We start from the raw sequence: 17078 nt of genomic DNA, 5'->3' as shown, positions 1-17078 counted from the left end.
TCATTCTAGGAGGGTTTCTATGGAACAATTATTGAAGAGAAGTGAAGTACCTGCTGAGAATCGTTGGAAGCTTGAAGATATATTTGCCTCTCAGAAGGATTGGGATGCAGAATATGCTGCAGCTAAATCACTGATCAAAAAAGCTGCTGATTTCCAAGGTAAACTTGATTCCGCAGAAGCTGTGAAACAATGTTTTGAGCTGGATGACAAGCTGTCCGTCTCCACTGAGCGACTCTTTGTCTATGCTCATATGCGTCAGGATGAAGACACTGCTAATCCTGAATATCAAGCTTTGTCCTCCAAAGCGAAGAAGCTTGGGATCGAAGCAGGCGAAGCCTTTTCTTTTGTAACCCCAGAAATCTTGGCACTGCCTATTGAGAAGCTGGATCAATTTATTGCTGATCCTGAACTGTCCGCTTACACCTTCACTTTAAAAGAGATGAAACGTGAGAAAGCGCATGTATTGTCCAAGGCCGAGGAAGCTCTGCTTGCCCAAGTTGGAAACCTAGCACAAGCGCCTCAGAACATTTTTAGTATGCTGAACAATGCAGATCTGAAATTCCCTAAGATTAAAGATGAAGATGGCAAAGAGGTCGAGCTGACTCACGGCAACTATATCAAGTTCTTGGAAAGCTCCGATCGCGAGGTTCGCAGAAATGCTTTTAAAGCAGTCTATGACACCTATCGTAAGCAAAAAAACACCATCGCAGCAACGCTTAGCGCCAATGTGAACAAAAACGTCTTTTTCTCGCACGTCCGCAAGTATCCATCTGTAATGGAAATGTCTCTTTACGGTGATAACATTCCAAAAGAGGTATACACCAACCTGATCGATACGATTCATGAGAGTCTTCCTTTAATGCACCGTTACATGAAGTTGCGTCAAAAGCTGCTTGGTGTGGATGAGTTACATATGTATGACCTATTTGCACCACTAGTGGATGAATATAAGCTGGATATCACGTACGAAGAAGCGAAGAAAATTACCAAAGAAGGCCTCAAACCGCTGGGTGAAGATTATCTGAATGTGCTGCAAAAAGGCTACGACAATGGCTGGATTGATGTCTATGAGAACGAGAATAAACGCTCTGGAGCTTACAGCTGGGGCCCTTATGGCACACACCCATACGTCCTGCTGAACCATAACGATAATCTGAATAGTATGTTTACTCTGGCACATGAGATGGGTCATGCTCTACACTCTTATTTTTCAGATAACGCTCTGAACTATCGGGATGCACAGTATACTATTTTCCTTGCAGAGGTTGCTTCGACTACCAATGAAGCTTTGCTTATGGATTATCTACTCAAAAAGTCTACAGATCCTAAGGAAAAAATGTATTTGCTCACCTACTATGCCGATCAGTTCCGGACAACGATTTTCCGGCAAACGATGTTCGCAGAATTCGAAAAGATCATTCATCAGCGTGTTGAAGAGGGCGATTCGCTTACCCCACAAGATCTTTCGAGTATCTACTACGACCTGAATGTCAAATACTACGGCAAGGAAATGGTTGTGGATCAGGATATCGAGATGGAATGGGCACGAATTCCGCATTTCTATAACAGCTTCTATGTTTACAAATATGCAACAGGCTTCTCGGCAGCGACTAGCTTTGCCAAACAAATCCTTGAAGAAGGTACACCGGCGGTAGATCGTTACCTCGGCTTCCTGAAGAGCGGTGGCAGTGATTACTCCATCAATATTTTGTCAAAAGCAGGCGTTGACATGTCGTCTCCTGAGCCGATTCGCGAAGCGATGAGTGTGTTCGAAAGTGTTATCGAGCAAATGGAACAGTTGACCAAATAAGGCAGAGAGCTTAGTATTACATTAATCCCTTGCCCTATCTGGGCAGGGGATTTTATATTGTTATATCCCCCTGAGGAGGAAGAATTCAATGAGAATTCAATGGTCACTAATTGCGGGTCTAATCTTCGCGCTGCTAACCGCCATATTCGCAGTCATCAACGTTGATCCCGTTCAAGTCAATTTCGGTTTTGATGTGGTTAATATACCACTTATACTCGTTATTCTTGGCTGCGCGTTAATTGGCGGAATCATCGTGGGCTCTTACGGCATTTTTCGTCAATACAAACTACAAAAGCAAATTAAAAGCTTAACTGCTGAGCTTACCAAGCTTCGTGATGCCGACACTTCACTGGATTCTTTTAACACAGACAATGATGGCTTAACAGGAGGGCTTAACTAATGATTACCATTCAACCTAATGAAGACTACATACTTTCCATCCTAAAAAAATTACTCGACACCCCCAGCCCAAGCGGTTTCACCGCACAGGTAATGACACTAGTTGCTGAAGAAGCAGCTGCGCTGAACATACCTTTAAGCTGGAATGAAAAAGGCGGTGTAATTCTTAACGTCCCGGGCCTAGATCCCTCTCGTACTATTGGCATCAGCGCTCACGTGGATACACTTGGTGCCATGGTCCGCTCGATTAAAGCTAATGGTACACTGCGTCTGACCTCTGTAGGCGGCTTCGCCATGCACAGCATTGAGAATGAATACTGCACGATCCATACCCGTAGCGGCAAAACTTATACAGGAACCATCTTAACCAGCCATCCATCTGTTCACGTATATCCAGACGCTCGTGACTTCAAACGATCAGAGGAGAACATGGAAGTACGTATTGATGAGCTGGTATCTTCTAAAGAAGACGTACTCAAGCTTGGCATTTCCGTCGGAGATTTCATTTCTTTCGATGCACGTGCAGTGATTACGCCTAGCGGCTACATTAAATCCCGTCATTTAGATGACAAGGCAAGCGTGGCTGCCCTTCTCGGATTGCTGGAAAGTATTAAACGTGAAGGCTGGAAACCTCTCCACAACCTCTCTTTCCTCATCTCTAACTACGAGGAAGTGGGACACGGTACAGCTTGGATTCCTGGTGAAATCAATGAAATGATTGCTGTTGATATGGGCGCCATGGGTGATGATCTCAGCTGTAAAGAAACCGATGTATCTATCTGTGCAAAAGACTCTTCCGGTCCTTACGATTATGTTATGACAGGCCGTTTGATTGAACTGGCAGAAGCACTCGCAATTCCTTATGCCGTTGATATTTATCCTATGTACGGCTCCGATGCTTCCGCAGCGCTCAGAGGCGGAAACAATATCCGTGCAGCATTGATTGGCCCAGGTGTACATGCCTCCCACTCCATGGAACGTACGCATAAGCAAGCTGTAGTGAACACTGCTAAGCTTCTCGCTGCTTATGTGGGGACAAACTGAGGTTAGCTCTGGCAAGCTGAAACAGCTCTGGAGGCGCAGACAGGGACTTATCCTCTCCCTTCTGGTGTTATTAATAGTGGGGTTAGCGCTATCGTTGTTTCTGGTATTTAGAAATCACAAGGAAGATCCCTTTAAAGGTCTTCCTCACGCCTATAGCTTTTTGGAAACAGTGAGTACAGATAATGTGCAGCTCTATATGATGTCAACTTCACCTGAAGATATTAAGCTCAGGGCCGCGGGTGTCCCTTTACGGCAAGTTAATGCATATGGGATTAACGGAGGTTTTTTCTATCAAGATGCGCTTTTATCCATGGCTATCATGAATGATACTCCAGTCAACGGAGCCCCGAAGGGTTATGGGTCTGGCTGGTTCAATGCTAAATACGCACGTGGAACCCTTGTCTGGGATGGTGCCAGCAGCAACTTCTCCGTACAAGTTGTCTCTTCTGGAGAAGAATTGAAGATTACTGATCGCCAGCATTATTTTGCGCAAGGTGGCATCAGTATGAATCTGGGACACGAAGACTTATGGGAAGCGGCAGTAACTGCAGAGCATCTTCCTTACGCTGATGAGAAACGCCTGCGCTCAGGTATGGTGTATGACAACACAGGAAAGCTCTGGCTGATTGTTACCCCAACACTCTCAACAGCGGCGGAGTTCCGCTCAGCGATCCTCCAGACAGTGCCTGCTAAGGGTCTGGAGGGCATCTTCTTGGACGGAGATGGTTCTTCCCAGATGAATGCGAAGGAAATCATTGTACCCGGCGATTCTCGGTCTGTAGTGCAAATGATTGCTGTGGACGGAACGAAATAAAAGAGTAGAATTCTCCAATTAATGGAGGACCCTACTCTTTTTTTTGTTTATTGGTGGTTCGCTCGTTCTTCAACAGACACTGCCGGACTTTCCGGTGGTCATCACTTACGGCTGGTGCTTACGGACCCAGATGATGTTATTCGCCAATTTTCAGCCAATGGGGCACTGCTTCGGACCCCAGTGACGTTATTCAGCTTGAAAAGCTACGTATTTGGTGCCTTTTATGCTAATAGTGACTGCTGAGTCCGTAAACATTCCAAATGTGTTATAATACTGCGTTTAAGGTCCGCTGTGTCCGGGTAGTGATTCGTAAGAATCACTGTGATCTAAAAGCCAGCATCAATCCCAGACTTGCTCCAGCTTATCTGAATAATAAGAAATGGCCTTACTGTAACTTCTTATCCCTTCATCCGCAGAGGTTTCTGCCAACAGCTTAAGCAGCAGCTCCATCGCTTGACTATGCTCTCCAAGATTGTGCAAGGTCATGGCTAGGAACGCCGGAAATTCCTTATTCTCCGGGTACTCCTGAACAGCCTGCATCAGAAGACCTTTTGACTTCTCGTATTCTCCGAGTGTCCGGTAGGTGCTGCCCAGTCCCAATAGAGCTCCAACTCTCTGCTCAGAGGGTAATCCTGACGCCAAGCTTTTCTCATAAAAGGGTACTGCTGCCCGCTCCAAGCCCAGCACATCATGCGTCCAGGCCAATTGATATAGAAGTTCAGCGTCCCCAGCATTCTGCTCATATAACTCAAACAGCATCATTTTGGCTTCTTCCGCTTTACCAGCGTTGCGTAGGGCAACGGCAGCTTTAAGTTTATCTTCCACACAGAGCCCTCCCCTATTTTCATTCAAAGCCATCCAACGGGTTTAAGCCTTACCAGCGATTTTCTCCGCAAGCTCGTTCAGATAGGTCCAGCGTTCCATAAGACGCTCCAGCTCTGCTTCGGCTAGGCGTTGCTCCTCTACTAGCTCCTGCAGCCTTCCTGAGTCAGCAAAAGCCGCCTCCATCTGTACACTAATATCCGTCAAACGTTGCTCTGCAAGCTCAATTTGCTCATCAATGCCCTCATATTCACGCTGTTCCTTGAAGCTGAATTTGAGTTTTGTTTTGGGAGCCGTTGAAGGTGCAGGGTTGCTGCCAGTGTCCGCGGCCTCTTTTCGCTTTGAGCTTCCATCTTCTTTGTTCGATTCTCCAATGCGTGACGGTACATTTTTGGCCAGCCATTCTTCATATTCCGTATAATCGCCAACGTGAATCCGGATATCGCCATTTTCAAAAGCAATCAGCTTATCTATCGTACGGTCCAAGAAATAACGGTCATGGGATACAGTAAAGACGACACCCGGAAATTCATCCAAATAATCTTCCAAAACAGCCAATGTGCCGATATCCAGATCGTTCGTAGGTTCATCCAAAAGCAATACGTTAGGTGCTCCCATCAATACACGAAGCAGATACAAGCGTCTTTTTTCGCCACCGGACAGCTTCGAGATCGGTGTCCACTGCATCGCTGGAGGGAACAAGAAGCGTTCCAGCATTTGACCAGCCGTAATCACACTGCCGTCTGCTGTCCGTATCACTTCTGCTTCTTCCTTTACGTATTCAATGGCACGCATACTGTCATCCATATCCTGATGCTCTTGTGTAAAGTAACCAAGCTTAACCGTAGCGCCAAGCTGAACTTCACCTTTATCGGGTTGCAGCTGACCTGCAATCATATTTAAGAGTGTTGATTTGCCGCTGCCGTTCGGGCCGACGATGCCCACTCTATCCTGGGGTACAGCGATATAGCTGAGATCTTTGATTAGCTGACGACCATCCAACGCTTTCGACAGGTCATTAATTTCAATGATCTTGCGACCTAAACGTGTAGAAGCCACAGAAATATCCAATGAACCGTTCGAGCTGCTTCCTGTACTCTCTTTCAGCTTCTCGAAGCGGTCGATTCTTGCCTTCTGTTTCGTTGAACGGGCTTTGGCACCGCGACGAATCCAAGCCAGCTCTGTGCGCAGCAGGTTCTTACGCTTCTGTTCAGCAGAAGCTTCTCGTTCTTCGCGATCGGCTTTAAGCTCTAGAAACCGTGAATAGTTAGCTTCATAACGATAAAGCTGGCCACCATCTAGCTCTAGCATGACACTAGCCACACGCTCTAGGAAGTAACGATCATGCGTCACCATCAAAAGAGCGCCGCGCCGTTTCTGCAAATATTGCTCCAGCCAAGCCACGGAATCCGTATCAATATGGTTGGTAGGCTCATCAAGAATCAGCAGTTCAGAGGGGGTAATCAGTGCAGCTGCCAGAGCCACACGCTTACGTTGTCCACCAGAAAGTGTGTCCATTAACGCATCAAACTTTAAGATGCCTAGCTTGGTAAGCACGCTTTTGGCTTCACTCTCCAAATGCCATGTTCCCGCAGCGTCGATCGCCTGCCCAATCTTTACTAGTTTTCCTTCCAGTTCAGCATTACCAGGCTGCTGTTCAAGCAGAGACATAGTCTCCATGTACTCACGCATGGTAGCAAGGTCTGGATCATCCCCGGCGAACACTTGCTGTAAAACTGTATTCATAGGATCATAAGGAGGATTCTGCGCCAAATATTGTACTCTTACATTATTCCCGATGGCAATTTGTCCACCATCCGGAGTATCCAGACCGGCAATAATCCGTAAAAAGGTTGATTTACCCGTTCCATTCACACCGATCAAGCCAATTTTATCCCGATCGTCCATACCAAATGAAGCGTCGCTAAAGAGTACTTTCTCGCCATAACTCTTGGAAAGATGTTCCACGGTCATAATATTCATGCTATTTCCTCGCTTGCCTTATATTTTCATAAAACCGGCCGCATCTAACCAATGCTATTTACCCGGTTTATCATCCTATCCAAAATTCAGGTGATCATGGCCCCTCTAATAAAAAGACCAGCAGCGAAATCAGCGCGTTTATACGCGTCCTCCTCCGTAAAAGACGGGTCAAATAAGATATCCATCTTCAAACGATCCAGCATCCCTATGTAGGACTGTGCCATAAGCTCAGGCTCGGATGCTCCACCTTCTAATAATACCTTGACCACATCTTGCATGTATTGCTCCATAAATTGTGTCATATACGCCACTAATTCAGGATTATTGTTAGGGGCACGGAAAAAAAGCTTCGTATGCCGCTTGCGTTCATAATAATAATTCAGGTGATGTTTAGCAATGATCGACAGTTTACCGGCCAAAGTATCACTAGCCTTCAGCCTTTCCTGTAATTGCAGGAGAAATCCCTCACAATCGCGGCGCGTCACTGCCATGAATAATTCTTCCTTGCTCTTGAAGTATAAATAAACGGTGCCCTTTGCTATCCCGGCTTGCTCCGCCACTTCCGACATCTTCGTTTCGTAAAATCCACCTGAACCGAAGAGCTCGTATGCGGCATCCAGAATAGCAGTATGTTTTTGATTGGATGCGCTACTCATCGGTCCCTCCCTAAACTGTGCCGTTCAAAGCTTAAATTCAAATGCTAAATGATCATGCTCAGCAGTAAGGCAGCTGCACCGCCGAGGATAGAGCTGATGGCATTGACTGCATCATTGCTCATCCACTTCCAGCCTCTGGCGTGTACAGCTGGAGCCCCACAATGCTGTGAGCCTTCCACTTCTCGGCCGCATACCGTACAGCGGTTCATCTGCTGCACGGTTGCACCAAGGATAGAGTCGGCAAAGGCGCCGACTAATCCTCCGGCAAGTCCTGCTAGGGTAAGCAGCACGAAAGAGTGATCCGGCATGCCGGATATCATTCGCAGCAGCCAAGCTGACGCACCGATGAGTGCGCCTCCTGCTGCTGCTGCCACCGTACCCAAGCTGGATACGCCTCCCGAAGCTCCGGCAGCAAGAACTTTACCTGTAAGGACAGAACGAGGCGGTTTCTTGCTCAGTGTTCCGATCTCCGTAGCCCATGTATCCGAGGTTACTGTAGCCATTACACCAATAAATAGGAACCCCCACAGCTCATGCGGGAAGATCGCATTCAGGAGAACCAGAACCATGCCAAGTCCACCGTTAGCAAAGACCTGCCCGGCATCTCGGCGGCCCGTCTTAGCATACGTCAGCTCTAATTCTGCTTTATTATCATGATGAAGTTTGGACAGCAGGCTTGAAGTGATGAAGAAGATCAGCAATATCCCAAACCAAAAAGCATTTCCGGCACCAAAATAAATAGTGCCCATCACTACCGCGGCAATCATGCCAGAGAGACTTAAAGACTGCTTCCAATATGCCGCTCCCGCAACAATCAAAGCGCCTAAAGCGCCAATAACCCACTGCATAGATTCATCTCCAACAGATCTATTAACCGATCAGGCAAGTCCCCATCAGCTTGTCGCCCCAGTACAGCTCGAAAGCGTCGCCAGCTACAGTAGGACCCACGCCTGCCGGAGTACCTGTAAATATCACATCGTCTTTCCCTAACCCGTAGCGCTCGGCGATAAAATCAACAATTTTTTGAAGTGAAAAAATCATGTTTTTAACATTGCCGCGTTGTACTTCCACCCCATTTTTCACCACTGTAAAATCAGTTTCCTCCAGCTCTTCCTTATCTGGAAACGCTATGTAAGGGGTGAGTGGTGCGGCATTTTTAAAGCCTTTAGCTGGCGTCCACGGCAAACCTTTCTTCTGCAGATCATTATGCACATCACGCAGCGTGAAATCCAGTCCCAGTGCCATTACATCTACCAGATCCTCCACGCTCATGCCTGGTGTATAATCACGTGCAATACGCAGTACAAGTTCACCTTCATAATGAATCTGGCCCGCATCCTTTGGCAGCTTAATTACTGCTTTATCGAGGGAAACAGCCGCATGTGAGGGCTTCATGAAGATGAGCGGCTCCACTGGCACATTGTTACCCAATTCCTCCGCGTGTAGCTTGTAGTTGCGTCCAACACAATATAGATTATTAACAGCAGCGCACATAAACAGTCAGCTCTCTTTCCCATCGATTTGGATTATTTATACCTTCAGAAAGGTGTCGCCCCATATATCCGGGCGGTTTGTACAGATCATTATATCAGAATGCATGTCGGCTAAGCGACGCATCTCTTTCGCTTTGTTCACAGTCCAAGCCATAATTTCCACCCCACGCTCGGACAAAAGCTTAGCCAGTCTAGGATTCAGACGCGAGAAGCTAATCGAAAGTAAAGAGCAATCCAGTTCATGCAGCCTGCGTGCAGGATTGCCAAATCTGGAATCAAAGATCAATCCGGTGCGAAAACGGGGATCAATTTCCTTGACTTTTTTTAATGCTCCAGTATCAAAAGAGGTCAAGACCACGTCGTCCCGCATACCTTTTGCAGAAATAAGATCCGTCACCGTCTTCTCAATGCCAGGATACATATCTCCCACTGTTTTCAGTTCAATATTTAGACGCAATCTTCCGGAGGCTAGTGACAGCACCTCTTCCAAAGAAGGCACCCGCTCGCCCTGAAAAGAACGCCCTTTCCAGCTCCCCGCATCCAGACGCCGGATATATTCCCAGTCCATGTTCTTCACCTTGCCATGACCATTGGTCGTCCGGTCCAACGTATAATCATGAATGACAACAGGAACGCCGTCTTTGGAGAGCTGGACATCAATTTCCATCCAGTGCACATAGGGCATGGCAATCGCCATCCGAATGGCCGCCAATGTATTCTCTGGAGCTTTACCGGAAAACCCTCGATGGGCTACACACAAATTGTTCATCATAAGGACCTCCCAGGAACCCTATTTGGTAACTTGAGTGACTTTACCGTCGCTGCCGATCTTTACCCGTCCTGCGGATAGAGCTTCTACTCTTTTTAACAAAAGCTTTCCATCCACTTCGTTCATCGGCACAGGCTGTGCTAGCTCGGCTTTCATAGGCTTCAGCTTTAAGGAGCATTGACCTTTTACACTACATTCCGCCTGAAAAACCGCAGTTTCCCAAGTGGCAGGCACTGTAGATCTCGTGAAAATAAAATTCCCGGTGCTGTAGGCAATCCATTTGCCCTTGTATGGCTCCACGCCTTGCAGAACATGTGGATGGCCACCAATGACAAGATCGGCTCCTGCATCGATAAAGCTATGGCCCAGCGACTGTTGCGTTTTATCATATTGTTCTACCCGTTCTTTACCCCAATGGACAACTACGACCACCAAATCTGCTTTCTTTTTAGCTGCAGCAATTGCCTTCAATCCCTCTGCACTATCGTATACGGAGGCAAGGCCCGGCTTATTTGTTCCTGCCATCCAATCCGACGCAGGAATCACCCGGGTGAATCCCAGCAAAGCGATCTTAATGCCCTTACGTTCAAAATATTGCGCCGAATATGCTTCTTTACTGTTAAGCCCCGCACCCACATAAGGAATTCCTCTTTCAGCAAGGTGGTTAAGGGTATCCCGCAAGCCTTGCTCTCCTTGATCAAGCGTGTGATTATTTGCCATATTTACTGCGTCCACACCAGCTGACTTAAGCGCATCCAGAGCGAGTGGTGATCCTTTGAATACAAATTGCTTATTAGTGGCACTTACGCCACCTGTGGTCACTGGAGTTTCCAGATTCAAGATCGTAAGATCATCTTTCTTGAACAGACCATCCAATGCGGCATACGAATAATCGTAACCTTTCTTCTCCAGCAGTTCTCCAGCTTTCCCGGAAAATATAACATCTCCACCAAAATTCAAAGTCACCGTCTTACCAGACGCGTTATCATCTGACGGCAGACCAGACACTGGATCATTATTTGCAGCTTCCGAGCTGTCCTCATCCTTCGCAGGGGTCGCTGTCGCTTCAGGAGCTTGTGTTTCAATGATCTCTTCGGGCTCCTCCTGCGGTGTAGGCGTTGGCTCTGGAGTTGCCGTAGGAGAAGGGCTTGGCGTCTCTGTAGCTTCAGGTGTTGCAACTGCAACCACCGGAGGTGCTGTCTGAGGCTGATCACTACTCTCTGGTATAGGCGTAGCTGTCGCTTCTGCTACCGGAGGTGGTGAGGCGCTTTTCTTGTCAGGGTCATTCGTAAAGCTATAAGTCAATAACACGGTAATCATCAAAAGAAGACCTGCATTGATCCAAGCCCAGGCCGTTCTGCGCTTGCGTCTGCTCTTATGTTTGTTCTTTTGTCTAGAACGCGATCGCGGCGGATACATGGTTTCTGTGATCTCCTCTACTCTCAAATTGTTTTTATTATAGCATATCTATCACAGCACCCTACAAATAAGAGAGTCGATAGAAATAGAAAATTTTACTAACTAAATAAAACAGTGAGGCGCCTCATGCTTCGCCTCACTGTTTTATTTAGTCATCATACTCACATTTCATTCATTAGCTGTTTAGCAACGCTTTCCGCAATAAGCTTGGACTGCTTGATGCAATCCGGCATGGCTATGCCATTAAATCCGGCGCCAATGACATACACACCAGGAAGCGAAGCCGCTAATTCTTTGCGGAATCCGGTGATATTATCAAGATGTCCTATAGGATACTGCGGCATGGAATGCTCTAAGCGGGTGATTTCCGTAAATATTGGATTCGCAGTAATGCCCATGATCTCTCGCAAATCTTTAAGTACAAGCTCCGTCAAAGCCTCATCAGGCAGTTGAACATTCTGTTCATCACCAGAACGACCCACATAACAGCGTAAAAGCACCTTATCATCAGGAGCCGTATGCGGCCATTTCGTAGATGTCCATGTGCAGGCAGTAATATTTCGCCCTTCTTTACGAGGCACAAAAAAACCCGATCCATCATATTCGTTAACAATATCCTTTTTGTTAAAAGCCATGACTAGATTCGCCACTGAAACATAATCCACCGCTTCCAGCGCCGTAACCTCCATATGTGGACGAAGTAAGTCAGCAGCCGAAAAATTAGGCGTAGTGATATATACATCATCCGCAAGCAACCGTTCGCCATTCTCCAGCTCTACCTCATAAATAGAAGGACTCTCAGCAGCCTGAATAGAAACTACGTTAGACTCCGTCCGTTGTTCGACATCATGCAGCTCATAAATCAGACTATGCACGAGACTTTGCAGCCCTTTGCGGAACGTCAAGAAGGTACTCTGTGTAGTCCCTTCCTGTGTCTTTTTATTCTTTCGCCCTGTGCGCATTCCACGAATAAGGCTGCCATACTGCTGTTCTAATTGTCCAAATTGCGGAAAAGTAGCATGCAGGCTAATTTTCTGTATATCTCCGGCGTACATGCCAGAGAGGAGTGGCTCGGTTAAGTTCTCCAGCACTTCAGACCCTAGACGGCGCTCAATAAGCTCACCAAGCGATTCGTCTTCATCATCACGCCGCGGAGGAAGAATAAAATCCATCATCGCACGTATTTTTCCCCCAAACGAAACTAACCCACTTGATAAAAAAGGTTTCAGTTCGGTAGGGATACCGAGTACAAGACCGGTTGGCAATGGATTAAGCTTGTCCCGCTGCAAGATATATCGCTTCTTAGCAAGAGGGTTAGTGGATACCAGCTCGTGATCCAGTTCCAATTCCTTAGCCAGCTCGCACATCTCCGCCCTTTCCGCCAGAAATGAATCCGGTCCCTTTTCAATCACAAATCCATCGCGATGTAAGGTTTCAATCTTTCCACCGAGGTTTTTCTCTTTCTCAAGCAAGACAATATCAGGCTTAATACCCGCTTCTTTATAAAATTTACGAATATAAAAGGCGGCGCTGAGTCCGCTCAGCCCTCCGCCTATGATAACAATTTTTCTTGTGGGGCCAATCATGATTGAGCGGCCTTCATCTGCTCCAGTCGTTTACGAATTACATCGCTCAATACAGACATATATGCGGGATCACTATTCAGTGAGTCAATCCTCATAAGACGCATATCAAGCTCCGAAGCTACGGCTGTTGCCTCAATATCAAGATCGTAAAGTACCTCTAAATGATCGGATACGAATCCGATAGGGGCCACCAATACGTATTCCACCTGTTCTTTACTAAGCTGTTGCAGCGTGTCCAGAATATCCGGACCAAGCCACGGTTCAGCTGTGCGGCCAGCACTTTGCCAAGTAAACTGCCAATTGGTTACGCCTGTTTGAGCTGCAATTGCCTGCGAAGTTTCCAGCAGCTGATCCCGATATGGATCACCCATAGCCAGAATACGTTCTGGAAGACTATGAGCGCTGAATAATACGCGAATCTCATCACGGGTCGCGCCTGCTTCAATATATTGATCCAGCTTCGCCGACACTCTTTGGCTTAACACATCAATCAATTCAGGATGCATATGGTAACTCTCTACAAAACCCATGTCAATCTTGCATGCATCAGCCTTTTCCTGTGCACGCTTGATGTAGCTCCCCACACTCATACTGGAATAGTGTGGCGCCAAAACAATACCCACTGCTTGAGTAATGCCATCCTTCGCCATAGCCTCAACGCCGTCCTCAATAAAGGGGCTGGCATGCTTCAAGCCTTGATAGCAGACAAATTCAACATCTGCTCCCGCTTTATCCGCATTTAATGCTGCTTGTAAAGCTTCTACTTGCCGGTCTGTATTCTCCCGCAGTGGGAATACCCCCCCGACGATTGCTTCATAACGGTCGGTTAACTCTTTAAGCTGCTCCGCTGTTGGCGGATTCCCCCGTCTAATATGCGTGTAATAAGCTTTAACATCTTCTAGGCTCTTAGGAGTGCCATACGACATGACGAGAACACCTATTTTTACTGTCACGGATTCCGTCCCCTTTACAATTTAATAGCCGAACAAATAAATTCTTATATTTTTACGAACGTTGCTTAGCCGTTTCTTGTAATACTTCCTGAGAATAAGCGTGAATATACTCCGTCAATTCTCTAAGTTTGTCTAATGAGGCCTCCGGGAATAATCCATGGCCCAGATTGAAGATATAACCTGGCTCGAGCACCCCTTCATCGATCAGTGCTTTCGCGCGTTCTTTCAAGAGGTCCATCGGAGCTGTAAGCAAATAAGGATCAAGATTTCCTTGAATCGCAAATTTATTCCCTATTCTGCGTCGGCCTTCAGTCAAGCTAACTCGCCAATCCAGCCCGATTACGTCTGCTTGAAGCTTCGTAAGACTTGGCAGTAATTCTCCAGAGCTTACGCCAGGAAAGTATATTTTAGGTACATCAAGATCAGATAATTCAGAAAAAATACGAGAAACCGTTGGCAGCACATACGTTTCAAAATCGCGTGGAGCAAGCGCACCAACCCAACTGTCGAACAATTGGAAGGCCTTTCCTCCACTCCGTACATGACTTCGGAGGTAAGTGATAATCATATCGCCCAGCTTGTCCATCAGCATTTCCCAGACACGGGGTTCACTGTACATTAGCTCTTTCGTACGAATATATCCTTTGGACGGTCTACCTTCGATCAAATAGCTGGCAATTGTAAACGGCGCGCCTGCAAAAGTGATCAAAGGAACGTCCAGTTCCTTATCGAGAATAGCAATCGTTTCCAAAATGTGGCTCAGATCACCCTCCACATCAATGGGTTTTAGTCTCTCCACATCAGCTGCACTACGGATCGGATTCTCAATCACTGGACCGATATCCTTAACGATATCGAATTTCACTCCGATTGAAGCAACTGGATTCATAATGTCGGAATACAAAATGGCCGCATCCACACCCAGCTTGCGAACGGGCATCATGGTTACTTCTGCCGCCAGCTCAGGCTGCTTGCAGATTTCAAGCAATGAATATTTTTCCTTAATTTTACGGTACTCGGGATCATAACGGCCGGCCTGCCGCATGTACCATACGGGAACGTGCTCCGTGTCCTGCTTTCTGCAGGCGCGGATAAAAGTGTCATTGTAGGTCATGATAAGATCTCCATTATATTTTATTAGATTTTTTTATCGGCATATCTACTATTATGCCCTTTTTAAAAGCTTGTAACAACTAATACGAAGAGTTTGGAATGACAATCCTATGACATTACTATGACATGTGTTGCACACATTAAGCTGCAAAAAATGATATACTGATAAAATGGCATTTTTTCCGTGAATCATATATTCTCTGAAATTCTTTGAAAGGATGTGAAAGCACTATGAAGAAATGGGAGACCTGGAAGGTCAACCTCTTAGTGCTTTGGTTCGGGCAATTTTTGGTGAATGCTGGAATGACAATGATTACTCCCTTCCTGACCTTGTACCTTGCAAAGGATCTTGGTGTCCAGGGTGAACATGAAATTGGAATCTGGGCGGGACTTATTTTTGCCGCAAACTTCTTAACCTCTTTCATATTCCAGCCATTATGGGGCAAGCTTGCAGACAAGTATGGACGTAAAATCATGTTGCTGCGTTCCAGCTTTGGGATGGCTATTGTCATGGTATTAATGGGCTTCGCACAATCCCCTTTACAGCTGCTCCTGCTCCGTCTCTTAAACGGTACAATCTCTGGCTTCAATCCCGCCTCCATCGCACTGGTGTCGGGTACTACCCCCAAAGAACGTATGGGCTTCTCCATGGGATTAATGCAATCAGGATCTGTAGCAGGAACAATTCTAGGGCCACTGATTGGTGGCTTACTTGCCGATTTAATCGGATTCCGGCCAATTTTTTATGTCGTTGGAGCCTTGCTCTTCATCGCTTCTCTGCTGGCATTATTTCTTGTTAAAGAAAAATTCGACCGCGCCGAAGCCGCACAGGAGCCACAGGTTTCTGTACTCGCAGGCTTGAAGGAATTAATCAAAATCCCTCAGCTTCCAGCTCTATTCGGTGTAACCTTTCTGCTGCAATTTGCAATGATTAGTCCTATGGCCTTGTTGCCACTCTATGTAGAAAAATTAAATGGACCCGCTGAGAATATAGCCTTCTTGGCCGGGATGGTCAGTGCAGTTACAGGGATCTCCAATATGCTGGCTTCGCCCTTGCTTGGGAAGCTAAGTGACAAGGTCGGCGCACATCGTATTCTGACCTATGCGTTAATTGGCGCTTCACTATTCCTAATTCCGCAGGCATTCGTAACTAGTGTCTGGCAGCTGATTATTGTCCGTTTCCTAATGGGAGTCTTTATGGGCGGACTTTTGCCCAGCGTTAATGCGCTTATCCGCTCCTATACCCCTGACGGAAAAGAAAGCCGCGCATTCGGCTTCAACAGCAGTACATTGGCGCTAGGCAATATGCTGGGAGCTATCTTGGGCGGCTTTCTATCAGGTTACATCGGAATTGAGGGGCTCTTCATTATATCCGGCTGCTTGCTGCTGGTTAATACGATTTGGGTTCGATTGAAGCTGTACAAAGTAACAACACCGCGGTTATTTCGCTAATCAGCTATTTGACCATCGCTAGTGCCAGTCCATCATAGGCAGGCAGACATGTGCTGATAAGGCGTTCATCCGTGGCGATCATCTCATTGAAGTGGCGCACAGCCAGGATGGCAGGACCATTTCTATCTGTATTTAAGGTCCGTCCACGGAGAAAAATATTATCACCCGCGATGATCGCTCCTGGATTGGCCAGCTTGATGGCATATTCCAAGTAGTTAGTGTAGTTCAACTTATCTGCGTCAATGAAAAAGAAATCGAACCTAGCGCCCTCTGCTTCCAATGCCTTCAGGCTTTCCATTGCGGGTCCTATTCTATACTCCGTAGTATCGCCAAAGCCTGCCAGCTCTAAATTACGGCGGGCAAGCTCGGCATAGTCGGCTCTCAGCTCTAGCGAAGTCAGTGTGCCACTTTCAGAGAAACCGCGGGACAAGCAAATTCCGCTGTAACCGCCAAGTGCGCCAATTTCCAAAATACGCTTAGAGCGAGACAGTCTAACTAGCATCGTGAGCAGTCTTCCATACCCCGGCTCGACAGACACCGGCGGCATGCCTGCTTGAACGATTGCTTCTTTTACTTGAAGCAGAATTTCGTCCTCGGTATAAAGTTGTTCACTGTATTCTTCTTGGGTAAGCATAAAGATTCTCCTTTAAGGATCCCCCGTTTGCTCATAGTAAGGGATGACGGGGAACATTTTATGATTTATGGAATGCCGGGCATTGTGAAGTGTCCCACATTCCCCTATACTTGTATGGATGCTTTAAAGGA

At 46.7% G+C, this 17078-nt stretch carries 17 protein-coding genes; 6 read left to right on the top strand and 11 right to left on the bottom strand.

What is annotated here, in order from left to right:
• Positions 1 to 19 precede the first annotated feature (19 nt).
• From pepF to MKZ09_RS11175, 5 genes are all read left to right on the top strand, one after another.
• Complete coding sequence (pepF, locus tag MKZ09_RS11195; protein ID WP_076133637.1) at positions 20 to 1810, top strand: oligoendopeptidase F; 1791 nt, start codon at positions 20 to 22, stop codon at positions 1808 to 1810.
• An 88-nt stretch (positions 1811 to 1898) separates the two neighbouring features.
• Positions 1899 to 2210 carry a LapA family protein gene (locus tag MKZ09_RS11190; protein ID WP_042126298.1) on the top strand — a complete coding sequence of 104 codons (312 nt, stop codon included), beginning with the start codon at positions 1899 to 1901 and terminating at the stop codon, positions 2208 to 2210.
• A gap of 2 nt (positions 2211 to 2212) precedes the next feature.
• The gene (locus tag MKZ09_RS11185) at positions 2213 to 3253 is read left to right on the top strand and encodes a M42 family metallopeptidase (protein WP_036689645.1); all 1041 of its coding nucleotides are present in this window, start codon (positions 2213 to 2215) and stop codon (positions 3251 to 3253) included.
• A 76-nt stretch (positions 3254 to 3329) separates the two neighbouring features.
• Positions 3330 to 4067 carry a hypothetical protein gene (locus tag MKZ09_RS11180; protein ID WP_341040825.1) on the top strand — a complete coding sequence of 246 codons (738 nt, stop codon included), beginning with the start codon at positions 3330 to 3332 and terminating at the stop codon, positions 4065 to 4067.
• A gap of 21 nt (positions 4068 to 4088) precedes the next feature.
• A complete protein-coding gene (locus MKZ09_RS11175) occupies positions 4089 to 4310 on the top strand; it encodes a hypothetical protein (RefSeq protein ID WP_076203244.1) in 222 nt (73 codons plus the stop codon).
• A 96-nt stretch (positions 4311 to 4406) separates the two neighbouring features.
• On the opposite strand, the gene MKZ09_RS11170 is transcribed toward MKZ09_RS11175, so the two are convergent.
• From MKZ09_RS11170 to hemE, 10 genes are all read right to left on the bottom strand, one after another.
• On the bottom strand, positions 4407 to 4892 hold the full coding sequence (locus tag MKZ09_RS11170) for a tetratricopeptide repeat protein (protein ID WP_256715060.1): 486 nt from the start codon (positions 4890 to 4892) through the stop codon (positions 4407 to 4409).
• Positions 4893 to 4934: 42 nt separating this feature from the next.
• Complete coding sequence (locus MKZ09_RS11165) at positions 4935 to 6872, bottom strand: ABC-F family ATP-binding cassette domain-containing protein (protein WP_076133641.1); 1938 nt, start codon at positions 6870 to 6872, stop codon at positions 4935 to 4937.
• Between the two features lie 86 nt (positions 6873 to 6958).
• Positions 6959 to 7528, bottom strand: coding sequence for a TetR/AcrR family transcriptional regulator (locus tag MKZ09_RS11160; RefSeq protein WP_076098408.1), 570 nt, complete (start codon positions 7526 to 7528; stop codon positions 6959 to 6961).
• Between the two features lie 44 nt (positions 7529 to 7572).
• Positions 7573 to 8376 (bottom strand): DUF92 domain-containing protein, encoded by an 804-nt coding sequence (locus tag MKZ09_RS11155; protein WP_076133642.1) that lies wholly within the window; start codon positions 8374 to 8376, stop codon positions 7573 to 7575.
• Between the two features lie 22 nt (positions 8377 to 8398).
• Positions 8399 to 9022: a fumarylacetoacetate hydrolase family protein gene (locus MKZ09_RS11150; RefSeq protein WP_076133643.1), complete on the bottom strand. Its 624-nt coding sequence runs from the start codon at positions 9020 to 9022 to the stop codon at positions 8399 to 8401.
• 36 nt (positions 9023 to 9058) lie between these two features.
• A complete protein-coding gene (locus tag MKZ09_RS11145; protein ID WP_076203240.1) occupies positions 9059 to 9790 on the bottom strand; it encodes a glycerophosphodiester phosphodiesterase in 732 nt (243 codons plus the stop codon).
• 21 nt (positions 9791 to 9811) lie between these two features.
• The gene (locus MKZ09_RS11140) at positions 9812 to 11209 is read right to left on the bottom strand and encodes a CapA family protein (RefSeq protein ID WP_076203237.1); all 1398 of its coding nucleotides are present in this window, start codon (positions 11207 to 11209) and stop codon (positions 9812 to 9814) included.
• A 161-nt stretch (positions 11210 to 11370) separates the two neighbouring features.
• Entirely contained in the window at positions 11371 to 12795 is a 1425-nt protein-coding gene (gene hemG, locus MKZ09_RS11135; protein WP_076203233.1) for a protoporphyrinogen oxidase, read from the bottom strand.
• Complete coding sequence (gene hemH / locus MKZ09_RS11130; RefSeq protein WP_076133647.1) at positions 12792 to 13748, bottom strand: ferrochelatase; 957 nt, start codon at positions 13746 to 13748, stop codon at positions 12792 to 12794. The genes hemG and hemH overlap by 4 nt, the downstream gene beginning before the upstream one ends.
• 52 nt (positions 13749 to 13800) lie before the next feature.
• Positions 13801 to 14862 (bottom strand): uroporphyrinogen decarboxylase, encoded by a 1062-nt coding sequence (hemE, locus tag MKZ09_RS11125; protein ID WP_076125097.1) that lies wholly within the window; start codon positions 14860 to 14862, stop codon positions 13801 to 13803.
• 230 nt (positions 14863 to 15092) lie between these two features.
• Here hemE and MKZ09_RS11120 point away from each other — a divergent pair, with 230 nt between their 5' ends.
• Positions 15093 to 16313: an MFS transporter gene (locus tag MKZ09_RS11120; RefSeq protein ID WP_038569803.1), complete on the top strand. Its 1221-nt coding sequence runs from the start codon at positions 15093 to 15095 to the stop codon at positions 16311 to 16313.
• Between the two features lie 4 nt (positions 16314 to 16317).
• Here MKZ09_RS11120 and MKZ09_RS11115 read toward each other — a convergent pair whose 3' ends face one another.
• Complete coding sequence (locus MKZ09_RS11115; protein ID WP_076133648.1) at positions 16318 to 16947, bottom strand: O-methyltransferase; 630 nt, start codon at positions 16945 to 16947, stop codon at positions 16318 to 16320.
• Positions 16948 to 17078 lie beyond the last annotated feature (131 nt).

It is taken from the genome of Paenibacillus sp. FSL R5-0908 (assembly GCF_038006245.1).
In the GTDB taxonomy this organism is placed as follows: Bacteria; Bacillota; Bacilli; order Paenibacillales; family Paenibacillaceae; genus Paenibacillus_AQ; species Paenibacillus_AQ odorifer.
This window is presented reverse-complemented; position numbering and strand designations above follow the sequence as displayed.